The sequence below is a fragment of the Paenibacillus amylolyticus genome (assembly GCF_001570725.1).
Taxonomy (GTDB): Bacteria; Bacillota; Bacilli; order Paenibacillales; family Paenibacillaceae; genus Paenibacillus; species Paenibacillus amylolyticus_A.
The window spans coordinates 243,484-266,262 of the sequence record NZ_BCNV01000011.1 but is presented as its reverse complement, the minus strand read 5'-3'; the positions used below and the strand labels follow the sequence as shown (position 1 = coordinate 266,262).

Below are 22,779 nucleotides of genomic sequence, written 5' to 3'. Positions count from 1 at the left end.
TGCGGTGAAGGGCGAACGTTATGTGCGCGGAATGTGTACGTTTAAATATGTGGGATAAAGGGAGATGCGAAGATGGACTTTTCCAGAGAGTGGATTGAAATCCTTAATAGAGTAAGGCAGATTAGCGATAGTAATGGCGGGTTTACATGGTTTAGGGGGATGAGTAGCTCAGATTATAAATTAAACTCTGGCATATTTAGAGGGGCAAATAGTTACGAAGATGTACTCAAGAATGAAATAACTTATTATCATGTGTTCAAAGGAATGGGCCACATGGAACATGGAAAGGAAGATTGGGATCTTCTCTACGTCATGCAACACCACGGAGTAAGAACAAGGCTCTTAGATTGGTCAGATTCATTTGCTGTAGCCCTTTTTTTTGCATATTCTACTTGGGATCAAAATTCGGATGCGGCCGTTTGGGTGTTAAAACCATCGAAATTAAATATACTTAACATAGGCTACAATGGGTTAAAAATACCTGGAACAAGGAAAGAGTCCTACTTAGAGTACATTAGAAATACAAACTATGATACTACTGTTGCGATCTATCCTCCTAAAAACAGTAAAAGAATGGTAGCACAGCAAGGCGTCTTCACTCTACAAGGGAATGGTATGGTTCCGTTGGAGGAAGAAAGGAATGGTCAACTACTAGCTAAAAAATTCTTGGAGAAAATTATTATTCCTAAAGAACTGGCATCAGATATAAAGATGTATTTGAAGCTTTCAGGAATGAATTATTACACCTTGTTTCCGGATTTAGACGGATTAGCTAAGTTCGTTAATAACGATTACACAATAGCGAACTACGAGAACAATAATGTACTTGTTCCTGATATCCCAGAAAGTGACGAAGAGGTATCATAATAAAACCTCCAAAGGATGCAACTCAACATCTTTGATAGGAATAATCCACACTAGTAATCTCACTAGCCGAAGCATTAAACAACGTTAGATCCACATAAAAAGAAAGAGCCGTATATTAACGGCTCTTTTCGTTTTCATCCGGTATGTATTCGATTAGATCGCCAGGCAGTACATCAAGCTTTGTACATAATGTATTCAGCGTTGGGAAGTCGATCCGCGCGTTAGCATTTAAAGCTAGAGCCTTTACAGTGTTACGGTTTATGCCGGTGATATGAACAATGTCTTTTTGCTCGAGCCCGCGTTCTTTCATTATCTTATCCAGTGAGAACCGAATAGCCACGAAAATCCCTCCGAAAATAATGTAGTAAACTAGTTGACAACGTTACAAGTAGGGTGTATATTGATAATCAAGTAAACTAGTTGACAAGATAACTCGTTAACAACTTATACGTACTATCGTACCAAACAGTTTCAAAATCTGCAACATCGTCGATAGTATGCGCGGCATGAACGTGTTCTGAGTTTCTTAAAATTCATTCGAAAAGGGGATACATAATATGCAACTCACTATTAATAGTACAAAAGGTACATCTAACAACATTGAAACGAGCAAGTACGCCAGCCGGTTCGTCAAGCTTCTGCGCGCACTATATTGCATTTTGATAATAACGAAGGAGATCGTAGCATGAGCACGCCGGATAAAGTGTTCATCCTACACGTGTGGGAAGAAAAGGCGGAGAGCCACGAAATAACTCCGGCCTGGCTCGTAAATAGCAACACCGCGGTCTATCTCTCGCACTGCACCGTATTCCTTGTCCGCGTCATCCCGATCAGACTCGGTCACTTAACGCGCTATTACGTTGAGGATGCGGCCACATGCGGTATTCACCTCGCGCAGAACGTCGATGGCGATCCGGAATTAATCGTAGCGAGGATTATTGAAAAGCTCCGGAGTCGGACCGCGCTTGATTGGCTGGCGGATGATGTACTCGGGGGAATGACGGGATTGTTCGAATTTCAAGTATAACCGCCTGATGAGTCTGTGCGCGGATGCCAGACGAAACCTACGGACTAAGTCCGGACGGTCGCGGAACTTCCGCATGTATCATGTAACAACGTACTGTAACGGTTATTACTTGCTTTTCAAACTAATAGTCACGCGGACTGTAAACGCTAGGGGGCATCCATGGAACAAACGACAGTAATCGAAATCGGTTATGTACGTGATCATCGCACCGGTAACTTCATTGTTACGCTCATTGACGAATCATTCCATCCTAACAGTAACCGCCGTCGCCAGCAGATCGTTGTGTTACCTGGCGCATTTTTCCGCATTCTACCCAAAATAGACCGCCGGTCCATCGCGAACACAGTTTATGTCACGTTGGAACAAGCGGCCGGCCTCGGATTCATTGTCTCGAAAATTCCTCTAACCGTTGAAGCAATCGCCTAATTCTCTTATTTATCCGTACCGCCAGCGCTAACTGACGGATCGCTATGCGGATAGTCTGTACTTTCTGACGCCAATCGGAAGGATCGCCATACGGACCTTTAACACTGATTTACTTTCGCCGGTTCGCGCCAACGTTCCGGCTTTCTTTTGAACATTCGCGATGGGAAGCGGCAACTTCCTCAGGCACATCGCTTCACATAGATTCGGAGGGTATCGGCAACTATTTCTCCACCTTGTAAGGCGGCCGGTTTTATCCGGTTCAGGCATCGTCTTGCATGTGTTATATTAGGTAATACGAACATTTGTTCCAATGGTTTCGTTTCTTTTACTGGAAATATTAAATCAACCGATGTGATTCACAACTCGCTTGGTCTCCGCTAGACTAGCGTTAGAGGAGGTGGGTAAGGTGGAACTGATGCACAGACAAAAAATTGAAATATACAAGCGATTACTCGACAATTTCGAGGCTACCGATTACCGTTGGAGAACTGATGAGTTTCGCGATATTGTTGTGGTAACTAGGAAGACAGAGATTAAATTCTTCCGATCACTAGTTACGAAGGCAGGAGAACCGTTTGGGGCGACTTGGCGTGATATTCCATTCAAGATCCAAAAGATTAAGAAATGCGCGCATCCTGAATGTGGTAGGCCGTTTTATGATGTATCCAGAAATGGACGCATGTCGTACTGCCACTGGCACCCATATATTCGGTATAACTATACTGCGGATGAGCGACGCTTGGATGAAAATCCCGACGGTACTGTTAAATCGGTGTGTCAAATGCGGCATGATGCAGATAGAAAAAGACTAGAATATAATCGCAAAACGCACGGAAAAGATTATGTCGGATACAAATACAACGGGTTTTATGAGGATTATGGATATGAACCAGGAGAAACTTTTTTTCGAAAATAATAGAAAACTGCAATAACGCCTCAAACAAAACGGAGATTTCGCCTATATAATATAGGCAGTTAAAAGGGAGAAGAATTCAAACAGCTACTCGGCAACGGGTGGCTCTTTTTGTCATACCATTTTGTTAATAAAAACTTAACTGGAGGTGAGAACGTGAGAGTCGAAGCTGAGACGCTTGTTAGAATCTGCGCAGTCTATAGTCTTTCCCAAACGGAACTGGCCGCCTTGTGTAACGTAAGCGTCGCGTACATCAACATGATTGAGCGCGGCAAACGTGCAGTACCGGATACTATCCGACGCAAAGTTGCATCTGAGTTCACGAGGCTAGACGAGGCAATCGGAGATCAAGTATGGGAGGCATTAGGGAAGGCGGAGGTAGCACGGCGCAAAATACGTGGTGCAGACGCTACAATCACCGATTAACGCTCGGCAACGGTTCTTGCATTCCTACGTGTCCTACGACCACTCCGGACATCCGTCCCTTCGGAACGTCTGAACTGTTAGAGGGAATACGCGCAATTAATCTAAGGTAGATCAGCACATCATACATTTTCAGCGCGGCAAGGTTTTGGACGTGATGAGACAACGACCAAAGGGAGGCGGCAGCGGGTGCTACAAGAGTAAGGTATTGCAGGAAGGGAAAGCGCGGAGGAAAGGAATTGGACTAATAAAGAGGGGGAGAAACACTGAAAACGCTCGAACTCCGCGCCACATAAGGGATTCGGCTGTTTTGTTATGTTCCCGAAAAGCAGGGTAACTAGGCACTTTTGTTCCCGAAAAGCATGGTATTTTATTGAGGAGGGGTAATATGGCCGTCGATAGGAAAAGAGAACATCAACATTGGAGCAACCTTACACCTATTGCAAAGCGCGGGATTCTTGCTAGAAAAGAAGAGCTCGAATCGGAACTCGGCGATCGTATAGCCGGATTTGATATCGTACTGAAAACGACCGAATCTCAGGCTCGCGGTAAAAAGGCGCTCGACGAGCTCGGCAACCACTCCGAGGCTAACGGAGGATTCGTATTCGCATTGTTCAACGGTTGCATGACGATGAGCGAACGTTTCCCCTCACTTAGTCAATCGGATCTCGCGCGATTGATGTTTATGGGTACCTATACGAATTATGACGGACGCCTGCAGCACGACAACGGACGCCCCATTAATCGCAAGTCTCTCGGAACGCTACTCGATATGAGCCGCGCCCGCTTCTCGGAGTTTTACCAGAAGCTTCTGGCGGAGGAAATCATCTCGGACAACAACGAGTATGAAGACATTTACGTTAATCCGTCGATCTTTTATCGAGGCTCGTTGGCCGACGCGGGTCACAAGATCGATGAGTTTCGACATACACGATTATTCAGGAGCACCGTGCGCGAACTCTACGAAAAATACGGTGGACGCACCATTAAACAGCTTGCGATATTGTACGCGGTACTTCCGTTTGTAAATTTCTCGTTCAATATCGTGTGCTTCAATCCAGAGGAAAATAACGAGGATAGAGTCGTTCCAATGGACCTGGATAAGCTGGCCGCGCTGTTGAGCTACAAGGACACACAGAAGTTAAGAGTTGCTCTCGGATCGCTTAAATTAGACGGAAAGCCTGTGTTCCTTCTGATCCCGGATGTAAACGACAAGCGAAAACGCAGAATCATTGTTAATCCGCGCGTCGTATTCGCAGGGTCGGCCGATTCTCTGCGAGCAATCAAAGTCCTATTCAACTAACGAAGGGAGAAATTCAATTTGTCCAACGCAATTTGGCGTTTAAACGCCGATACTCTTGTATGCTTCACGGAAGACCCGGAAGTCATCGCAAAGGTACGCCGCAGTTATCCGGACTTTATCATCATGGCAACATACCAGCGCGGAGGCCAGGTAACCGGTATTCAATATCGCGTGCCTGACGCAAGGAAACGCGTAGCTAAGAGGTTGTTCAACGTAGTACAGATCACGTAGTTTTTACGTGAATATAGAGCTTGAAGAGGCGGAGGAACGCTAACACCTCGGCTTGTTTGGCGTGTCTAAAATCAAGCGAAATCACGGAAAAGGGTGCGATATATGCACGTATTTAGCGGGAGGTTACGGAATGAACAACCGGCATGTAAAGGTAACGTACGCAGACGGTATTGAAATCACGTTCGGAGAGACCGCAAGCCGCGCATGGATACGATTCATGGCTCCGATCTTGGCCGAAGAAGAACGCAAGCGTCGACGGAAGGGGAGAAAAAGATGATTACGGAGCCGTTTACGGTTGATTACGGGGCCAAGGTGCCGCTTAAGTTCGAACCGTATGCCATCGACAGTTATGTACGCGAGGACTTTCTATCGGTGATTTACGATCACGCCGGCCGGAACATCGTGATGTCTACGGCTGTAAAGATGGATGATACGCGGCTATGTCGTTTGATAGAGAAGACCGCTATATCGATATGCAAGGAGTATAGCCCAATGAAGAACTACGGAATTAAGAAATCTGAGATACGGGCGGCAATTCTGGCGCTCATTAACCATTACAAAGGAGAGATTACGAATGAGTAACGTATGGAATGGATTGTTGAACAGTGACATGGAAAAAGTGAACGCGATAATCGGGCCGAGTCTAGGGATTTCGCCTACAAAAGCACCTAAGCAACCGAAAGTTAAGCGTAGTTCCGGCGTTGTGGCTCACTTTAATGACGAGCGCGGTTGGGGCTTCATCAATTCCGGGAAATCTCGTTTGTTCTTTCATATAAGTGAGTGTCCCGACTATGACAGCGCGATTGTGCCGGTGGGTTCCCGCGTTACCTTTGAAAGTGGAGAAGACAAGAAAGGCCGGGAATGCGCGGTATCTATTAAGGTGTTTGAATGAGGCCCCTCATCCTCGCGGACTGGATAAAGGCGGACGGCATTGCGCAGCTCCTCCACATTCAGCTATATGACCGCAGGGGCGAGCTCCATACGTCGTCAATCGCTCCGTGCACTGATCCAGTGCTTGCGATACAGCTTGCGCTAGAGGTGGTAGAGTTTGCGGAGATCGGCGGGGGCTTTGACCTGCAGACGAGTGACCGCGAGATTTTCAAGGTAGCGCTAGAGGACCCGGAGATTGCCGCGTACATTGTGCATCCGCTGGACATGGCGCAGCTCACCCGCATTGTTAAGGAGAGTCCGGATGTTTACCGGGAGCTGTTTCCGTCGGAGAGCCCTTCCGTAGAAGCGCCAGTAATACCGGAGTTAACCGGATGGTGCGGTCGGTTCGTGCGCTGGCTCAAACGTATCATCCAAATAATTGAAAAGGGAGAAATGACAAATGATTAAATTCGACAAACTTGATCAGTTCAAGAAACAACGCGAGGCAAACAGTGCTAAACAGGATGAGTTGTACACCAAGCAAGCGCAGGCAACGGAGGCAGTAGTAGAGGCTAAGCGAAAATATACGGAACTGGTGGAGAGGTCCATCCGTGATGGGGTTGACCTTGACGCGGAGATTGATAAAGCTGACGTAAATGTATCTGACGCGCAACGAGTAGCTCGACGGATCGAGGCACAAATCCAGGCGACATCGGTATCGAAAGGGTTGAAGGTTACACCGGAGGATGTGGCAGGAGCTTGGAACACTGACGTTGCTCCGGTTTACTTTGAGTCGGTACTGAATCCTGCAATCGATGAGCTCGCCCAAGCTGCAGAAGCTTACCGTCAAGCGTATGAGAAGGCCACCGCAGCCGCTAAAAAGATCGAGGACGAACGATGGGAGATGATTAGAACAATTGATCCAGCGGGGTTTAGTGCAAAGATAGGCAGGGGCAGATTCATGTATAACACCAAATCCCCGGACCTCAGCAATCCCGGCAGTCCATTTAATCAAGCAACGCTAACAAGCCGTGACTTGCAGCAATTGGATAACCAGAGACGCGCAGCAATTCTGATTTAAGGAGATGGAGAAATGACAACACAATCAATCAATTACAGCGTAGTAACAGAGGCTCTCAGGATGGCGCCTGGCAATCCGCAGAAAATTGTCCAAGCAAAACGCTTGGAGCGCGAGTATAACGAGACGGTTGCGCTGATGTTTAGCGAGGAGTCCGGAGTGAGCTTCGTTCCAGTGCCTGACGAAAAGGACGTTCAGCGGTTCGATACCCGCGCTAAGGAAACGAATGACCCGGATGACATTGTCCGCGCTCACCTTATCCGAGACCGTTTCGATTATTACGAAGGAAAAAAGACGGAACATATCGACCATCGCGTACTAGGTAGTCAGCTCCGTACCAAGCTCGCGGAAGGCACCGTAACTAAGGCTGACGTCAAGGCGGCGGAACGATACGCGAAGATCAATCCTACGCCAGACAATATCGCGCTTTTTACGAAGATTAAGCGGGCTGCAACGGATGGAGGTGACGCACAATGACCGCAGTTAATCACCGCGCATTTCAAGGTACAACGTCAGACACTTTCGTATACCCGATGATTCTGCATGAGTTGGCGGTTTTTAATAGCGGACAGGATTCTTTGACTGTTACTGTATGCACTCAAAAAAGGGAGCTTGATACGTTTCACTTACCTCCTGGCGGAGCACTGGATGAGCGGGTACAGCGGTTCTGCAAGATCAAAGTTACCGCGAAAGGTCCGTACAGTGGATATGTAAGACGAGGGAAAGACGTGTTTTGGGATACTCAGTATTTAGACAACTAATATTAGGAGGAAACAGAATGAACAAATACCCGATTGCATTTTCACCATTTAAGAGTGACAAGCCTGATATTTTCAAGTTTGGGAGAACTGCTTCTCAACTGTATATCTCAAACGACAGTAAATACACGCTCAAGATTAAGCCCGGAATCGATGGCCGTTACTTTAATGAGTTCGTACTCCCGCCTGGATACGCGTTTGACGAAGCACTTGACCCATTTACGGAACTACTGGTAACGGTTGACGCAGTTAGTACGACTGACGTGAGTTATCACGGGTGGCCCCGACGGAATCCGTAATTCAAGACCCTTCGGGGTCTTTTTCTATTATAAGGAGGAGATTCGGTGAATACGCATCAATCGGATTTTGAAACGGCTAATAAGACCCTCGCGCTTATTGAACAAATACTCACATATATAAAGCCGCAAGACTGGACGTTCGCTGCGCGCTTCCCCGGACAATTCAAAGATTTCCGCATGGCTGCCGGCAGACTGGCGCGTTCTAGAGACCGTAAAGTCAAAGTGTACGGTCGCGTGCTCGTTGAATATGACCGGTGCCTGGCCGACTTCGACAAGGGATTTACGCAAGCAAAGGCCGCAAAGGCTGCGAAGATAGGAGCGCGCGTAGTTGCGGCGATGAAGGAGGTTCCCGGACATGAGCTTTGATATCGTAGGTCATTTGCGCATTATCGACAACGCTACGCGGCCCCTGCGGAACATGAGCTCGGGCCTTTTGAGTTTCGGAGCGTCTGCAGCAAAGGCTGCGGGGGCAGTTACCGGCATTGGTGCCGCGATGGCAGCGATAAACACCGCAGACAAATTCCTCTCAAAAACGATTAAATCGGCCGCTGATTTCGAGATGAGAGAGGTCACGTTAACGGCGATGTTTGGAAAAGAAGCGGAGCAGAATGTCGATAAGTTCATGAATTACCTGGGGGAAAGAGCGGATATAAGTCAATACTCCATGGACGACTTCCTAGACGTAGGTAAGTCTTTCGTGCCAACAACGAAGGATCTACGACAACTTGAACGCGCCACTAACCTCGCGGAACGTCTGGGAGCGATCGACCCGGAGCAAGGGATAACCGGTGCCGCCTATGCCTTAAAGGAATTCTTTTCCGGCGATGCCGTGTCACTCGTGGAGCGTTTCGAGCTGCCTCGTTCTGCGTTGAACAAGATCAAAAATCTACCTCTCAATGAGCAACTCGACCAACTCGACAAGTTCCTAGACAAATTAGGAGCTACAAACGAACTGATCGACGCGCAATCTACGACAGCTATGGGACAATGGCGCACAGCAATCGGAGGCGTTAACCGCGCGTTCCGGGAGATGGGTACGGAGGCACTAACGAGTCTCAAGCCGGTTCTTGCGGAATTTAACGCATGGTTGAAGGGGCCACAATTTGCCGCACTTAAAGATTGGGGTGTGAATGCGTTCGGTGGACTCGTGAATGGCGCGGTTAATGCGGTCCAGAAGGCTACGGCATATCTTCAAGACAACTTTTTTAACAATGAGGAGTTCAAAGCACTGCCCGATATCGAGGCCAAGATTAAATACGTCTTTGATACCCTGGCAGCAGACTTCCAAGCTTGGTATGACTCATCTGGGTCGGGTATTATCAAGAATATGGCAAGTAAGATGGTAGACACGTTGGGCAATGCGTTGAAAGCCTCTAAGCCTATTCTTGATGCTGCGACTAAGATCGGTGTTCAAGTCGGTGCATCTATTCTCGAAGGTATTTGGAGTAATGCCGGAATCAAGGAATTTTTCTCAGTGGACATGAAGAGCGTCGCGAATCACAAGGTATCAGGGACAGAGGCACTTCAAATTGTCCAGGAATTTGGTGGAGATAAGACACCAGGTGGAGTTAAGGCGGGCATGGCGGCGGTCGGATTTCCAGCAAAGGGATACTCCGCAGGTCTAGCACGCGTTCCATACAACAACTATCCTGCACGTTTGCACCAAGACGAGATGGTCCTCAATTCGCAACAAGCGCGCGATTACCGTAACGGAGGCGGAAACTCTGCGCCACAAATTACGATCTACGCGACTATCCGCGAAGATGCGGACATCCAAAAGCTGGCCCGCGAGCTATCTACGGTTCTGGCGCAATAAGGGAGGGATGATCCGAATGCAGTTAATAGAAGGAGGCGGCGTAAGTAAATTGCGCGACGTCATCCGGCAACTCGGCTATAACAAAGACGTCGATATCGAAGTGGGAACGGTGACAGCGCCTCTACCGGATATCAACGTTCAGCTAGACGATGTTAACTTCGTCTTAGAAGCCGAAGATTGCGCAGTGTGCGAACATCTCCGCGCACATGAGCGTGAGGTTAGTATTAACGGAAAGGATACGACGATTACGTTTAAGGATGCGCTAAAGGTCGGCGATCGAGTTGCGGTCGTTATGTTTAGCGCGGGCCAACGGTATTTGATACTTGACCGGATATGAACAACGGGGCGGACTTCGGTTCGTCTTATTTTAATAGAAGAGAGGCGTAAACATGGCAATGACTAACGAAGAGCTGCGGAAGGATAACGCGCAGTTGGCGGAGAGGCTACGTCAGATACGAATTGAACAAGGGAGGAACCCCGATCCGGAGCCACGTCCAAACGTGGTCGATATTCCGTTATCAAAGGCGCTAGTTGATCGTCTACAGCCGCTTAACGTAATCGCTGTTAAGTACGCGGGCGTCCTGGCTTCCGGTCAAGTAACGCGCATTGACGTAAGCAAACTCGCTAAATACGAGGAAGCAGTAAAGATCCTGCGCTACTCTAAGGGATTTTGGTGCGGAATGCATGCGTTTGGAGCCCGCTTCTTCTTACAGATCATTAAGCGCGTAAATGAAGCGATTGATACCGGTCAGACAGACGAATTGGACATCAACGGGCTTATGCGGAAAGTCCATTTTAGTATCGGACTGATGACGAAGGATTCCGCGTTGTCTCATGATATTAAGGACTACGAGAAGGAACACGGTAAAGGAACGACTGTAATGGCGGAGGAAGACGTAGACACCGCGATTGCTGAGGTTCTGCCTGAGATAAACAAATACGAGGAGGACGATATGTATGAGTAGACAACGTAATGTATTAGAGGCGCAATTGACCGCACAGCAACGAAAGGCCGCGCAGTTACTGGTAGCTAACGAATGGGGCGAGCTGATTTCCGAGGATGGCCGCAAGAAAAAGAGTATGCAAGATTTAGCGGAGGAGATCGGAATCGCGCGTTCAACCCTTTACGACTGGAAGGCGCAGGAGAAGTTTATTGATTACGTGAACTATCTTACGGATGTTAATCTACGCGGAATGCAATCGGAGGTCAACGTTGCCCTAATGAAAGCGATCCGCGGAGGTAATAACGGATTGCCGAGCGTGAAAGCTATCGACCTTTATATGCGTAGATGGGCGCTACTGTCCGATCGCACAATCGTCGAAGACAGACGCGATGAGATTACAAACAATCGTAAGACAGACGAGGAAATCCGCAGAGATATCGCGGAATTGAACGAATTGGTTGGCGGAGAATCTGCGTAAGAATAGCGGACGATACCGGACAGAACAGCGGTGAGAGGGCGTTAACACCTGCACCGCGCTCCTGGCGGACGTCCACGCTAAAACTTCGGGGTTGGACGACTGCATAATCGATGCATACTGCGCGGATGACCGGCTGCATAAACTGCCAGTAGGTTACGACCGATATAGGCCCTTAGTCCGCGCGGCTATGCGGTTTGTGTACGTTTAAGACTGGAAATGTATATGCAATGAATAACGCGGTATTATACATCTGGATAGGTAACGCAGTAGTGGCGCGGGTTTGCGGATGATAAGAGGGATTGATAATCACATATCCACAATCGTGTATGGTTGTATATTTATACGGTAGCCAGGGGAGTAACGGAGCAATGAATGTGCTACCCCCCAAGACCCCCAATGCTACACGCCGAATCAGGTACCGAAAAACTCTATGCATCTTAAAAATTTAGGGGAGGCTATGAGGAGTGTTTACTATTCAACTGATCCTGAAGTTTTTTATTTATGAATGTGGCAGCAAGTGCTCTGTAGTCAATGTAAAGCTCCTTGTCTTTTACTTCTCGCATCAACTCATCTGATATAAGGATTACTTCTCTACCATAAATTTTAACATTCCAGGTGTAACCTGCAGAGGTTTTTATTGTATTAACTGAGATATCTACAGAGTCTCGACCCTCTTCCACTAAGTTTTCAATTCCCGATTTAATTAAGCCGAGCCGTTTTTCTCTCTTTAGTTCTTCCTCACTCTGCTTCTTATCTTTTTCATTAAGCAAGTTTATGGTTTTAATTATGGCATCAAAGTTTCCCAATGGGCTCAACCTCCTAGTTGTTGTAGGAAAATAGTACCACATTTGATGTGTCTATTCTAGTTATATTATTTGCTTGCTTGTTTAATAGAGGGTTGTCTTACGTTGACTTCTCCATATCCATTAGGGTAGAATGCGATTAACGAGATTATGCGTCATAGTGGCGCGTGATTAACAAGTAGTCGTGCGGATTCACAATCCCGCTCACATGCGAGAAACCGCGTAGTGACGGGCGTTAAGCCTTCCGAATAGCCTAGCGTAAATTCACCATTCATAACCCGAACGCAGTAGCGACCTGCGGGTGTGGATCTTCTTTCCGTACGAAGGAAGAAACGGGCGTACCAGATAAAGATTGTTAACTGGTAATCCAGTTGAGGATTAATTAAGTAGGCTATGCTATAGCAAAGAAAAAAGCGCAATTCTGGCGGAGATGTTTCGTCGGGATTGTGCTTTTTTTGTTGTTGACATTTTGTTCCAATCACAGGTAATATATTTTGTGCAAACGTTTGCAGATTGTTGGACATAACTTTTCCTTTAAAACAGCGTGTGTATAGCTTACAGATGAGGGGCATGCCCATGGAAATTCTCTGTTTGCGCAAACGTTTGTACAAAAAAGCTAAGTCAAGAAGGAAGGAGGCGTTAAATAGGGACAAATTCAGGCAACTTGAGCCTTAAAGTCAAAAATGCTATTTGTTGATCAACCTGAACACCTTACACAATAATTGAATTCATGATCCCCACAGGGGTAACAGAAAAGGGAGGAATAACATGAAGCTTGTGCGCAGGATCGGCGCATTCCTGTTGGCATTATCCATTGTCATTTCCATGCAAACGACAGCGGCTTATGCCGAAATCTCTGCTTCCCATGTATACCATAACCATATGCCAAATTTTTGGGCTTACTATGACACATCCAAGTATGCTTCAGCACCTGTAGGATCTCCGATCCGATACACCTATGACGGGCAAGTCATCGATCTGAAAAAGAATCCTCCGGCTGGTTATCCGTATTTTCTGCCTGGCGGAGCGCCTATGCCGCATGATGATCTTGTGGCGTATTACACTCACCATGCCAAAACTGGAGCGTATCTGACCTGGCCTTGGCAAGTGGCTGGCAATCTGAAAAATAATCACCCGGCTGCAGGTATGCAGGTTACGATGTCAGGGTCATTGCTGAACAATGTAGATAGCTTTATGTATACCAATAATGTAAACGGTTACAACAATAAATCCTGGGGTGCTCCTTGGAAGAATGCTTACAATAATCTCAAAACAACGAACGGAGAACGAACGATGGATCTCGTCCACTTCTCCGGACACCACTCCATGGGACCACTGGCAGGCAACGAATATCTGCTGAAAGATCTGATCTATCAGAATGCCGTATTGGCACAGCCTTTTTTTCTGGGTGACAGTTTTAAATCTTCCAAAGGATTTTTCCCGACCGAGCTGGGTTTTTCGGAACGAATCATCCCGGTTCTGGATCAACTCGGCATTGAGTGGTCTGTGATTGGTAACAATCATTTTTCGCGAACCCTCCAAGATTACCCGCTGCTGAACGACCCGGGCAAAGATACCATGGTTTCCCCGCCGAACCGGGCCGATCTGCAAAATACAAGTAATGTGGGTTCATGGGTATCTGCTCCAATGTTCAATGAGAAACAGGTTGTTTACAACAAATATCCGTTTGCTTCCACACCTCATTGGGTGCGACACGTGAATCCTGAAACGGGTACGGAGAAGAAGATTGTTGGCATCCCTGTGGCACAGGCTGAATCTTGGGAAGAAGGCTACCAGGGCTCGGTGAAAGCAGACGTACTCAAACCGTTCGAAGGATTGGTGGATCAGAAGCAGTTCTTCGTCATTGCACATGACGGAGACAATTCCTCTGGCCGTGCCGGTTCCGAAGACACATGGCGAAATGCAGGTGAAGTTACGTATGCCCAGCCAGGTGTGAAAGGCGAGAGTATCAACGAATACTTGCGCACGAATACTCCAAAAGCCGATGATGTGGTGCATGTACAGGACGGCTCATGGATTGATACCCGGGATTCTTCGTCAGACCCGACTTGGTACCACTGGCGTCTTCCTTTTGGAATCTGGAAGGGACAGTTTGATGCATTCAACAAGGCAACAGGCCTCAATCTGGAGCCCAAAAAAAATCTGGACGGCGTACAGGATGGCATGACCGTATCATTTGAGTATGGATATCACTATCTTGAGCGCAATTTTGCACTGGAGCAAGCTGCGCTGAATTATGCCAAGACTGCTGAACAGATCTGGCTGGACAGCAATCCGAACCACTGGAAGCCAACGACGGCTCTGGATCGTGAAATCACGTACGAGGGAAATCAGCTGAATCCGTGGATGATGGCTTACCCGGTGAAAGGAGATCCCGCCAACAATTATAAAGGAGGAGCCAATCCGGCAGAGTTGAGCTGGTATTTCCTTCTGCCAGCGTTGGATTCCGGTTTTGGTTATTATGATGAAAATGTGGATGATGGCGTGAAGCCAACATTGTCCTTTAATCAATCTCTTTTCTTCTCCAAGCCTTATGTAAGTAGCCAGCTTGCGAAGGATCGCACAGGTCCATCGGTATGGTGGCCACAGCGTTATCCATACAACCCGGGCAGTGCCAACGTTAGTAAAGCAGAAGGATGGACGCTCCATTATTTTGATAATACCTTCGGTATCTACACGTATGCTTATGATGTAAATGGTGTGAGTGATATCAAAGTGAAGGTACGCACACATCGGGATAAGAGGGCAGATGCCAAGGATAACACGTTCCGTGTGTACGACCCTGCGGCACTCAAGGCGAAAGGCGTACCCAACATCGATCCGGCTAAAGTCAGCACTTGGCAAGAATATCCGATGACGAAGCGTGATCTGAAACCAGATATCAATGGTGTGTCATGGCAGTCAAGCAGCACAGATATGTTCAAACGTGTACCGGCTCAGGAGATCGGGGATATGTATTACACGTATTTCAATGATTTCCGGGATCAACTGGTGGATTATTATATTGAGGCTGTTGATACCAATGGCAACGTTACCCGCAGTGACATCCAGACGGTATATGTGGGTACAGGAAAATATAAAAAGGACGCCTCCGGTAAAATTGTGGAGGATGTAAATGGAACAATCCAGGGCACGCACCCGTTCCTGGTGGTCGATCAGACACCGCCGTCGGCACCGACAGGTGTCAATGCTGTACGTGTGACGGATCGCAGTGTCACGCTGCAATGGACTGCATCTACAGATAATGTGGGTGTAGAAGGTTATGACATTTATCGTGATGGAACCAAAGTAGGAAGTTCCCAGACGACAGGATACACCGATACGGGACTTGAGCCCGAGAAAACCTATGCTTACAGTATCAAGGCCAGAGACAAGGCGAATAACGTCTCCACCGTCAGCTCGCCCGTACAAGTGCAAACTTTGGCGGCAGATAACGAACCACCATCAGCACCGGCAAATGTAGTTGTGCAAAATTCAACTTCATCCTCCGTGACACTCGGGTGGTCGGCAAGCCAGGATAATTACGGTGTCGCAAGGTATGAGATCTATCGGGATGGCAGCAAAGTGGGGGAATCCACAAAACTGACGTATACGGATGAATCCCTTGCACCGGCAACGAATTACGTGTATACGATCAAGGCGGTAGACGCGGCAGGCAATGTCTCACCAGCTAGCGAACCTCTGACAGTGAAAACAAAAGAGGGCAATATCGTAACGGTCTATTACAAACAAGGATATGCCACACCGTATATTCACTATCGTCCGACAAGTGGTACATGGACGACATCGCCGGGTGTGAAGATGCCAGCAGCCGAGATGCCGGGGTATACTAAGATCACAATCAACGTGGGTACAGCGACGGGGCTGGAAGCTGTATTCAACAATGGTAGTGGTACGTGGGATAACAATGGGGGCAAGAATTATCAGTTTCCGTTAGGGGTGAGTACCTACAATGCAGGAGTCATCACTCCAGGAGCACCTCAAGTAGATGTAACTCCACCAAGTGTGCCAACAAGTCTGACAGTTACCTCCAAGTCGGCTGATCGTGTAGCGCTGGCTTGGACTCCGTCGACGGATGGTGTAGGCGTTGTCGGATACGAAATATATCGTGACGGTGTTAAAATCGGAACGAGTACTGCGCCTGCATTTACGGATACCGGCCTAAAGGCATCAACGAGCTATGTTTACAAAATCACTGCCTATGATGCGGCACAAAACAAATCGGCTGCAAGTGCCGAACTGAGTGTAACAACCGATGCTGCACCGATAAGCAATAGTGTAACCATCTACTACAAGCAAGGTTATGCTCAACCTAATATCCATTACCGCCCGACAGGCGGCACATGGACGACGCCACCAGGAGTTGCCATTCCATCCTCCGAGCTAGCAGGGTATAACAAGATAACCATTGATGTGGGTACAGCTACGGGGCTGGAAGCGGTATTTAACAATCGCAGCGGCACGTGGGACAACAACGGAGGACGAAATTACATCTTCCCTTTGGGCGTGAGCACATACAATGCAGGTGTAATAACTTCTGGAGCACCGGGAAATGCAACCAGTACGGATGTCATCGAGAGCCCGACAGCATTTCATTCCATTCAATTTAAGAATGCATCACTGTTAAGTTGGGGACGCCTGAGCGCATAAGGTATTCATCACACATCGATATAGACTTCACGATGCCAGGATTCATAGTCGTAGTTTGGGGAGCCTTGTTCAGCTAATAAGTGAACAGGGCTTTACTTATTTATAGATGGGATGAGCGACCTTGTCAGAATAAAGCCCATCCCAAATGCACAATCTTTCTAGGAGAGGTAAAGAGAGATGGCGAGTACTAGTTGACAAACTTAGTTGTAACTATTATAGTTACATTATAAAGTTCAAACATAAACAATATCGATAATTTAAAGGAGAGATCATGATGAACATTGCAATCATTGGTGCAACAGGCAAAGCAGGAAGTGTAATTTTGAAAGAAGCAGCAGACAGAGGGCATAAAGTAACGGCGATCGTTCGTAATGCATCCAAATTGGAAGATAAAAGTCTGAATACGCTGGAGAAAGATGTATTCGACCTTACAGCTGAAGATCTTAAAGCGTTTGATGTAGTTGTAAATGCATTTGGTGCTCCAGCGGGTAAAGAAAACCTGCATGTGGAAGTAGGACAAGCGTTGATCAACATCCTGAAAGATGCACCAAACACTCGTCTGATCGTGGTGGGTGGAGCAGGAAGCCTGTTCACAGACGAGTCCAAAACAATGCGTGTCTTTGAATCTCCAGGCTTCCCTGATGCTTACAAAGCAACTGCAACGAACCAAGGCCAAAACTTGCAGGATCTACAAGCATCTTCAGGTATTCAATGGACATTCCTGAGCCCGGCTGGATTCTTTAATCCAGAAGGTGTACGCACTGGCAAATATCAAGCAGGCAACGATGTTATTCTCGTGAACAGTGAAGGCAACAGCTACATCAGCTATGCAGACTATGCGATTGCTTTGGTTGATGAGATTGAAAACCCACAACACAAAAACGAGCGCTTTACCGTTGTAGGCGAAGCGAAGTAATACTTTTAAATGATAATATGGAACATAACGGACGCTGATCTTAACAGATTGGCGTTCGTTTTTGTGTTATTGAATACATAATGATAGCCCAAATAGAAAGTCGCTAAATAAACAAACGCATTCATTCACCTAAGGTTCAGAGAAAATGCAACATTTTTCCTGTTAAACAGGTCAATAAAGATGTACGAATTAACGTTATGAAAAGAAGGTGGAAAAGCTGAAGTTTCGTATATTCACGTTAATATGTTTTATATCCACCGTTTTCTTTATCTCAAATGCACAAGATGTTAACGCTTTGTCATGTGTAGAATTGGGAAGTCCCCAAGAACAGTTAGAAATATATGATGGAGCTGTTTATGGTGAAGTAAAGCAAGTAAAGGTCGACTTAAAGCAAGAGGGGTTTACGGGGACCAAAGAGAAAATTAGATATATTTTAGTGGAAGCTGAGAGCAGTTGGAATACGGAAGTTGACTCTCAACTCATTATCGCAACGAATTACACTTGGGGGTTTGATTTCAAGGAAGGCAATAAATATTTAATATACTTTAGCGAAGCGGATGGCGAATTAAGTAGTAGTCCGTGCAGTTTGACTATCGAAATGAACAATATTAATCAAGCAACTGAAATATTCGGGGAAGGATATCCACCCAAACAACAAGTGAACGTAGAACACAAAATGTGGTTTATGTTTGAGCAGGATATTGATTTGTATATCGTAGGTGTAGTCGTATTTGCGGCGATCTTTGTCTTCTTTATGAGAGTAAGAAAGAAAAAGCGCAAAGTATAATCTCGCTGCGCATGACCTATTACCCCTTTACTTAAATGAGGATCGAGGCGTATAATCCGTTGAGACATCACAGGGGTAAGAGGGGAAATAGTTATGAACAGTGGATTAATCAACGCGATCATAGCGTATATCATGTGGGGGGTTCTCCCGCTGTATTGGAAGTTGTTTGAAAATGTACCGGCAGGCGAGATTTTATCGCACCGGGTTGTCTGGTCATTTGTTTTTATGGGGATTTTCGTTGCCGTCCAACGTCGTTGGGGTGACATGAAGCGCATTCTGACCAGTCGTTCGACCTTGCTGTCCCTCACCGCGAGTGGGCTGCTTATTGCTATTAATTGGCTGATCTTCATCTGGGCAGTAAACAATGGTCATGTCGTTGAGACAAGTCTGGGCTATTATTTGAACCCGTTGCTGAACGTGTTACTGGCGGTTGTCTTCCTTCATGAAAAGCCAAACCGTGGCCAATGGCTCGCGATTGCCATTGCTGGTGTCGCGGTGCTCATCATTGCCATCGACTACGGACGTTTCCCATGGGTTGCGATCTCGCTGGCCGTGTCATTTGGTTTGTACGGTCTGGCGAAGAAGAAGATTAAGCAAGACGCTTCTGTGGGCTTATTTTCGGAGACAGCTGTAGTTCTGCCCGTCGCACTCGGCTACTGGATCTACTTGGCCATTGTGGGAAAAGCAACGGCATGGACACTGCCTGCGCCGATGTTCTTCGAACTGCTGCTTTCCGGCGTGGTGACGGCGCTGCCGCTGCTTTTCTTTGCACGGGCAGCCGCCCGGATGTCGTTGTCCACACTCGGCTTCGTACAATATATCGGACCGACGATCATGCTGATCCTGAGCGTGTTCGTGTTCAAGGAAACGGTCTCGCCAGTTCTGCTCGTCGGTTTCGCACTCATCTGGACAGCGCTGATCGTATACGCTGCTGCATCGATGCGCGCTACGAGACTTGCTAAGGTAAGCTGAACAGAAGAGTCATGAGCCATTCTGATATCGCCATAATTGCCCTGTCCGCCAATGAGGTGGGCAGGGCAGTTTTTCGTTTGTGGGGAACGATAGGTCAATAAAAATTTAAAAAGGGACTGATCAACCTTATGGTAAAATATAGGGGCAGTACTCATAAAAGAGGTAATCAAAAAAACGAGGAGGTAATAGATAATATGATGGTTAGTGACCGTTACCGTAAACGTGATCCGTTCTTTGTAAAGAATGCTGTAGTTCAGATACTATTTCAGTTTGCAGTTTCAGCGATAATTGGTGGTATATATGGATTTATGATGGTCAATGAGACGATAGGTCGATATATTAATAAACTATTACCAAGCACGGATGGTCCGGATTTTCATTTATATCTGCCGATTGTGGTTACGGTGTTCATTTACTCATGCTTTATTCAGAAGAAACAACGGAATTTTCTTGAAAAAATCTCGTTTAGTTGCCTCCATATTTTTGTTGCCCTGCTAGGCTGTGTTTCTTCGGTTGTCGTGTTACTGATGATCTAATCCCGATTCTGCCGTGTCCACACTCTCAGCCCCATCAACTGCATCAATCACACCAACGGCGAGTGTTGTTACGGCAGCAGCAGCTAAAAGATTCTTGGCACCAAGCTTGACTCTGTCCTTATCTTCCTCTTTCAGGCCCACGACGACGTCCTTACCACCTTTATATACATACTTGGCTGATATCGCTACACCTTTTGCAGTATTGGTTACGGCACCTCCAATATCGGCAAGTCCCGCGTCTATGGCGGTATCATCTTTACGGATCGCACCACTCGCCAGATCATATGTCCCGCTAGCCAGTTGTCCAACGGTTTTGCCTGTATTAATCGTGGCTTTTTCTACGCCGTTTCCGATTTCCTTGATAAAGGGACTTCCTGCAAGTTCACCTACAACCCGCACACTACCTCCCAATACTTTCCCGGTAAATTCTCCAGCCAATTGCCCCATACCTTTTAAAAAACTCATCCATATTCCCCCGCTCCAATAAAAAGTTGATCCTATGTGTTATCTCAATTAACTTATTATATTCATATGTAAGCCAAAAGAACATCAGTCTCCAGCCCGAGTGGCGCAACCCTCCTCGATTGATCGCGACACGCTTTAGAAGTGCCCGATCCGCCCCCGGAACGCCGACCACGCTGCCCGCAAACACACAAAAGGCGCTAATCCCACAGGAAAGCGCCTTCCGCTGTTCATTACCCTAATCATTTGACTACACACGATTTTAGAAGTGTCTCAAGGAGCAGCAACGTAGTGGAGGGGGCGGAATCGATTCTGAAGAAGCGAAGCGTTCGCCTTTATCCCCGGATTTTCCCCTTATGAGGGGAATTCATAAAATCTGGGGATAACAGCGATCATAAGAACGATCCGCCCCCGGAACGCCCACTACGCTGCCCACCAGTACACTTCTACCCACCGTACCTAGTCAATAAATCCTTCCATGACTACCGTCGGCATCATATTCGATTGCCAAGCACCCTTACCATATCCACTGTTATAACCTGGTGTAGCCTGAGGCTCCCAGTAGAATACACCTTTACCTTTGCCATTCGGCAGATTGCGGATTTGGTTTTTCATCGACGCGACAAAACTTTTACCAGCCGCTGCCTGATTATTGTCCATGCCAATTTCGGAGATGATGATCTCTTTGCCATAACGGTTGATCATATCCTTGGCGTTGTTTACCGTGTTCGTCACAGCTGTATTCCAGTCGGAAGCCGAAGGGTAGAGGGACATGGCAATCATGTCAAAGTTAGCTCCGTTATTGATCAGACCACCAATATTCCATACATATAGGGCGTTATCATCTCCACCCGCCAGATGCACAATGGTTTTGGTGCCGCTGCTCAGGGATTTCACTGCATTATGGCCTGTGTTCACCAGCCACGCATAGTTTTTCATGTTAGTGGATGCTTTGCCATCTTCCCATAACATGCCGTTGCTTGTTTCATTACCGATCTGTACCCAGTCAGGGGTAACGCCTTTGCTTTGCATCGCGGTCATCACATCACGAGTGTGGTTCCATACCGCATCCATGAGTTGTTGGAACGTGTAATTTTTCCAGGCAGCAGGTTTGGTTTGTTGACCAGGATCTGCCCAGGAGTCGCTGTAGTGCAGGGTGAGCATCACGCTCATGCCGGCATTTTTGGCACGTTGTGCGAGTGTAGCCGCACGATCCTTATTCATGTAACCGTTACCATAATCATTCGAAGGATTAACGAACACTCGAATACGAACGGAGTTGATTTGATAGTCGTTTTTCAAAATATCAATGATGTCACGCTGTACCCCGTTTTTATCTTTCCATTTGTAACCTTGGGCTTCCATTCCGGGAACCCAGCTGATGTCGGCTCCTTTGGCGAAACTTGGTGCTGCGCTGGCATGCTGACCTGCGGGCAACATGATGGAGGTGAATAACAAAACAAAAGCCAACATGATGGATGTCTTGAAACCCCTTACATTTTTAAACATTACAAGATGCCTCCTCGGATTTGGGTTGAGTTGCATCCTAATTATAGCCATCCAGGTTTACTCGACTAAAGGGTCCATTTCCAATATTTTGGGTGTTTTCTCAACCTCTCTATGAAAAAAGACAAAACAAAAAGCCGTCCGAAGACGGCTTTTCTACCCGTGGCGCTTTTTGAAACATTGATCCGTATCCCGCGCCTCCACCAGACTCATTTTATTTTGAGCTAGTGGATCGGGTAAGGGACACGTTCAACATGTGATTAGAAATGTTGACGCACCTCCTTTCCTTGTGGCAAGAGTATACAACATCTTGTTTGGGAAAGCTAGTCTTTTTTACGTATTTACGCAAAATTATTTTTCGGTCTGGAACATCGTGATATCTCGTGCATAGTGACTCTTCGTTCCGTCATTGTTGCGAATGCGCACGCTATCTTCACTAATCCGCTCGACGATACCACTACCCACTTCACAGTAGACGCCAGCTGGGTCTTCCTGCCATGCGCTCACTACACATTGAGAGAGTGCAGCCGTGAAAAACTCTATATTTTTTTGTAACGTTCTAGGTTTGTTGGATTTCATTATATACTCCTTTAAATACTGATATTTGGAAATGATAACAAGAAACCGGACCAAATCACACTGTACTTCACTTTACTCTGTCTATTGACCTTTGTAAAGGGATGGAAAAAGTTG

At 46.8% G+C, this 22,779-nt stretch carries 30 protein-coding genes and 1 pseudogene; 26 read left to right on the top strand and 5 right to left on the bottom strand.

All coding sequences use genetic code 11. The annotated features are described in order from the left end of the window. Window positions 1-72: 72 nt before the first annotated feature. Window positions 73-867 carry an FRG domain-containing protein gene (locus tag PAHA3_RS28355; RefSeq protein WP_062837969.1) on the top strand — a complete coding sequence of 265 codons (795 nt, stop codon included), beginning with the start codon at window positions 73-75 and terminating at the stop codon, window positions 865-867. Between the two features lie 115 nt (window positions 868-982). Here the strand turns inward: PAHA3_RS28355 and PAHA3_RS28350 are convergent, their stop codons facing one another. Further along, complete coding sequence (locus tag PAHA3_RS28350; protein ID WP_235599589.1) at window positions 983-1,207, bottom strand: helix-turn-helix domain-containing protein; 225 nt, start codon at window positions 1,205-1,207, stop codon at window positions 983-985. Window positions 1,208-1,552: 345 nt separating this feature from the next. On the opposite strand from PAHA3_RS28350, the gene PAHA3_RS28345 reads away from it, so the two are divergent. The 19 genes from PAHA3_RS28345 to PAHA3_RS28260 all read left to right on the top strand — a co-directional run bounded on the left by PAHA3_RS28345 (window position 1,553) and on the right by PAHA3_RS28260 (window position 11,433). Then, entirely contained in the window at window positions 1,553-1,894 is a 342-nt protein-coding gene (locus PAHA3_RS28345; protein ID WP_062837968.1) for a hypothetical protein, read from the top strand. Window positions 1,895-2,053: 159 nt separating this feature from the next. Continuing rightward, the gene (locus tag PAHA3_RS28340) at window positions 2,054-2,320 is read left to right on the top strand and encodes a hypothetical protein (protein ID WP_062837967.1); all 267 of its coding nucleotides are present in this window, start codon (window positions 2,054-2,056) and stop codon (window positions 2,318-2,320) included. A 415-nt stretch (window positions 2,321-2,735) separates the two neighbouring features. Then, window positions 2,736-3,236 carry a CGNR zinc finger domain-containing protein gene (locus PAHA3_RS28335; RefSeq protein ID WP_235599596.1) on the top strand — a complete coding sequence of 167 codons (501 nt, stop codon included), beginning with the start codon at window positions 2,736-2,738 and terminating at the stop codon, window positions 3,234-3,236. Window positions 3,237-3,389: 153 nt separating this feature from the next. Then, window positions 3,390-3,659 (top strand): helix-turn-helix domain-containing protein, encoded by a 270-nt coding sequence (locus PAHA3_RS28330; RefSeq protein ID WP_062837965.1) that lies wholly within the window; start codon window positions 3,390-3,392, stop codon window positions 3,657-3,659. A gap of 385 nt (window positions 3,660-4,044) precedes the next feature. Next, the gene (locus PAHA3_RS28325) at window positions 4,045-4,959 is read left to right on the top strand and encodes a hypothetical protein (RefSeq protein WP_062837964.1); all 915 of its coding nucleotides are present in this window, start codon (window positions 4,045-4,047) and stop codon (window positions 4,957-4,959) included. A gap of 18 nt (window positions 4,960-4,977) precedes the next feature. Further along, the gene (locus PAHA3_RS28320) at window positions 4,978-5,190 is read left to right on the top strand and encodes a hypothetical protein (protein ID WP_062837963.1); all 213 of its coding nucleotides are present in this window, start codon (window positions 4,978-4,980) and stop codon (window positions 5,188-5,190) included. Window positions 5,191-5,320: 130 nt separating this feature from the next. Next, complete coding sequence (locus tag PAHA3_RS30685) at window positions 5,321-5,467, top strand: hypothetical protein (protein ID WP_167350963.1); 147 nt, start codon at window positions 5,321-5,323, stop codon at window positions 5,465-5,467. Beyond that, on the top strand, window positions 5,464-5,772 hold the full coding sequence (locus PAHA3_RS28315) for a hypothetical protein (protein WP_062837962.1): 309 nt from the start codon (window positions 5,464-5,466) through the stop codon (window positions 5,770-5,772). The genes PAHA3_RS30685 and PAHA3_RS28315 overlap by 4 nt, the downstream gene beginning before the upstream one ends. Beyond that, the gene (locus PAHA3_RS28310; RefSeq protein ID WP_062837961.1) at window positions 5,765-6,082 is read left to right on the top strand and encodes a cold-shock protein; all 318 of its coding nucleotides are present in this window, start codon (window positions 5,765-5,767) and stop codon (window positions 6,080-6,082) included. Before PAHA3_RS28315 ends, PAHA3_RS28310 begins: the two co-directional genes overlap by 8 nt. Continuing rightward, the gene (locus tag PAHA3_RS28305) at window positions 6,079-6,528 is read left to right on the top strand and encodes a hypothetical protein (RefSeq protein ID WP_062837960.1); all 450 of its coding nucleotides are present in this window, start codon (window positions 6,079-6,081) and stop codon (window positions 6,526-6,528) included. Before PAHA3_RS28310 ends, PAHA3_RS28305 begins: the two co-directional genes overlap by 4 nt. After that, window positions 6,521-7,141 carry a hypothetical protein gene (locus PAHA3_RS28300; RefSeq protein WP_062837959.1) on the top strand — a complete coding sequence of 207 codons (621 nt, stop codon included), beginning with the start codon at window positions 6,521-6,523 and terminating at the stop codon, window positions 7,139-7,141. The genes PAHA3_RS28305 and PAHA3_RS28300 overlap by 8 nt, the downstream gene beginning before the upstream one ends. A 156-nt stretch (window positions 7,142-7,297) precedes the next feature. After that, complete coding sequence (locus PAHA3_RS28295) at window positions 7,298-7,615, top strand: hypothetical protein (protein WP_153028326.1); 318 nt, start codon at window positions 7,298-7,300, stop codon at window positions 7,613-7,615. Then, window positions 7,612-7,899, top strand: a complete 288-nt coding sequence (locus PAHA3_RS28290) for a hypothetical protein (RefSeq protein WP_062837957.1) — start codon at window positions 7,612-7,614, stop codon at window positions 7,897-7,899. Before PAHA3_RS28295 ends, PAHA3_RS28290 begins: the two co-directional genes overlap by 4 nt. A gap of 17 nt (window positions 7,900-7,916) precedes the next feature. After that, window positions 7,917-8,195, top strand: coding sequence for a hypothetical protein (locus PAHA3_RS28285; RefSeq protein ID WP_062837956.1), 279 nt, complete (start codon window positions 7,917-7,919; stop codon window positions 8,193-8,195). Between the two features lie 45 nt (window positions 8,196-8,240). Next, window positions 8,241-8,561: a hypothetical protein gene (locus PAHA3_RS28280; RefSeq protein ID WP_062837955.1), complete on the top strand. Its 321-nt coding sequence runs from the start codon at window positions 8,241-8,243 to the stop codon at window positions 8,559-8,561. Then, entirely contained in the window at window positions 8,551-10,011 is a 1,461-nt protein-coding gene (locus PAHA3_RS28275; RefSeq protein ID WP_062837954.1) for a hypothetical protein, read from the top strand. Before PAHA3_RS28280 ends, PAHA3_RS28275 begins: the two co-directional genes overlap by 11 nt. 16 nt (window positions 10,012-10,027) lie before the next feature. Continuing rightward, window positions 10,028-10,348 (top strand): DUF2577 family protein, encoded by a 321-nt coding sequence (locus PAHA3_RS28270; protein WP_062837953.1) that lies wholly within the window; start codon window positions 10,028-10,030, stop codon window positions 10,346-10,348. Window positions 10,349-10,400: 52 nt separating this feature from the next. Continuing rightward, window positions 10,401-10,976: a hypothetical protein gene (locus PAHA3_RS28265; protein ID WP_062837952.1), complete on the top strand. Its 576-nt coding sequence runs from the start codon at window positions 10,401-10,403 to the stop codon at window positions 10,974-10,976. Next, the gene (locus PAHA3_RS28260) at window positions 10,969-11,433 is read left to right on the top strand and encodes a phBC6A51 family helix-turn-helix protein (RefSeq protein WP_062837951.1); all 465 of its coding nucleotides are present in this window, start codon (window positions 10,969-10,971) and stop codon (window positions 11,431-11,433) included. The genes PAHA3_RS28265 and PAHA3_RS28260 overlap by 8 nt, the downstream gene beginning before the upstream one ends. A 455-nt stretch (window positions 11,434-11,888) precedes the next feature. Here PAHA3_RS28260 and PAHA3_RS28255 read toward each other — a convergent pair whose 3' ends face one another. Then, the gene (locus PAHA3_RS28255) at window positions 11,889-12,239 is read right to left on the bottom strand and encodes a hypothetical protein (RefSeq protein WP_062837950.1); all 351 of its coding nucleotides are present in this window, start codon (window positions 12,237-12,239) and stop codon (window positions 11,889-11,891) included. Window positions 12,240-12,499: 260 nt separating this feature from the next. Here PAHA3_RS28255 and PAHA3_RS31045 point away from each other — a divergent pair. From PAHA3_RS31045 to PAHA3_RS28230, 6 genes and pseudogenes are all read left to right on the top strand, one after another. Further along, window positions 12,500-12,595 (top strand): annotated as a pseudogene (locus tag PAHA3_RS31045) (iron-sulfur cluster assembly accessory protein); the annotation flags it as partial. Between the two features lie 409 nt (window positions 12,596-13,004). Then, window positions 13,005-16,907, top strand: coding sequence for a carbohydrate binding domain-containing protein (locus tag PAHA3_RS28250; RefSeq protein ID WP_062837949.1), 3,903 nt, complete (start codon window positions 13,005-13,007; stop codon window positions 16,905-16,907). A gap of 274 nt (window positions 16,908-17,181) precedes the next feature. Continuing rightward, window positions 17,182-17,823 (top strand): NAD(P)-dependent oxidoreductase, encoded by a 642-nt coding sequence (locus PAHA3_RS28245; RefSeq protein WP_062837948.1) that lies wholly within the window; start codon window positions 17,182-17,184, stop codon window positions 17,821-17,823. Window positions 17,824-18,031: 208 nt separating this feature from the next. Beyond that, window positions 18,032-18,610, top strand: coding sequence for a hypothetical protein (locus PAHA3_RS28240; protein ID WP_167350962.1), 579 nt, complete (start codon window positions 18,032-18,034; stop codon window positions 18,608-18,610). 93 nt (window positions 18,611-18,703) lie between these two features. After that, entirely contained in the window at window positions 18,704-19,582 is an 879-nt protein-coding gene (gene rarD, locus PAHA3_RS28235) for an EamA family transporter RarD (protein ID WP_062837946.1), read from the top strand. A 194-nt stretch (window positions 19,583-19,776) separates the two neighbouring features. Beyond that, on the top strand, window positions 19,777-20,118 hold the full coding sequence (locus tag PAHA3_RS28230; protein ID WP_062837945.1) for a hypothetical protein: 342 nt from the start codon (window positions 19,777-19,779) through the stop codon (window positions 20,116-20,118). Here PAHA3_RS28230 and PAHA3_RS28225 read toward each other — a convergent pair. The 3 genes from PAHA3_RS28225 to PAHA3_RS28215 all read right to left on the bottom strand — a co-directional run bounded on the left by PAHA3_RS28225 (window position 20,104) and on the right by PAHA3_RS28215 (window position 22,665). Then, window positions 20,104-20,583: a hypothetical protein gene (locus tag PAHA3_RS28225; RefSeq protein ID WP_062837944.1), complete on the bottom strand. Its 480-nt coding sequence runs from the start codon at window positions 20,581-20,583 to the stop codon at window positions 20,104-20,106. The two genes, PAHA3_RS28230 and PAHA3_RS28225, sit on opposite strands and share 15 nt — an antisense overlap. Window positions 20,584-21,039: 456 nt before the next feature. Beyond that, the gene (locus PAHA3_RS28220) at window positions 21,040-22,089 is read right to left on the bottom strand and encodes a glycoside hydrolase family 53 protein (RefSeq protein ID WP_153028324.1); all 1,050 of its coding nucleotides are present in this window, start codon (window positions 22,087-22,089) and stop codon (window positions 21,040-21,042) included. A 348-nt stretch (window positions 22,090-22,437) separates the two neighbouring features. After that, entirely contained in the window at window positions 22,438-22,665 is a 228-nt protein-coding gene (locus PAHA3_RS28215) for a hypothetical protein (protein ID WP_062837943.1), read from the bottom strand. Window positions 22,666-22,779: the final 114 nt, after the last annotated feature.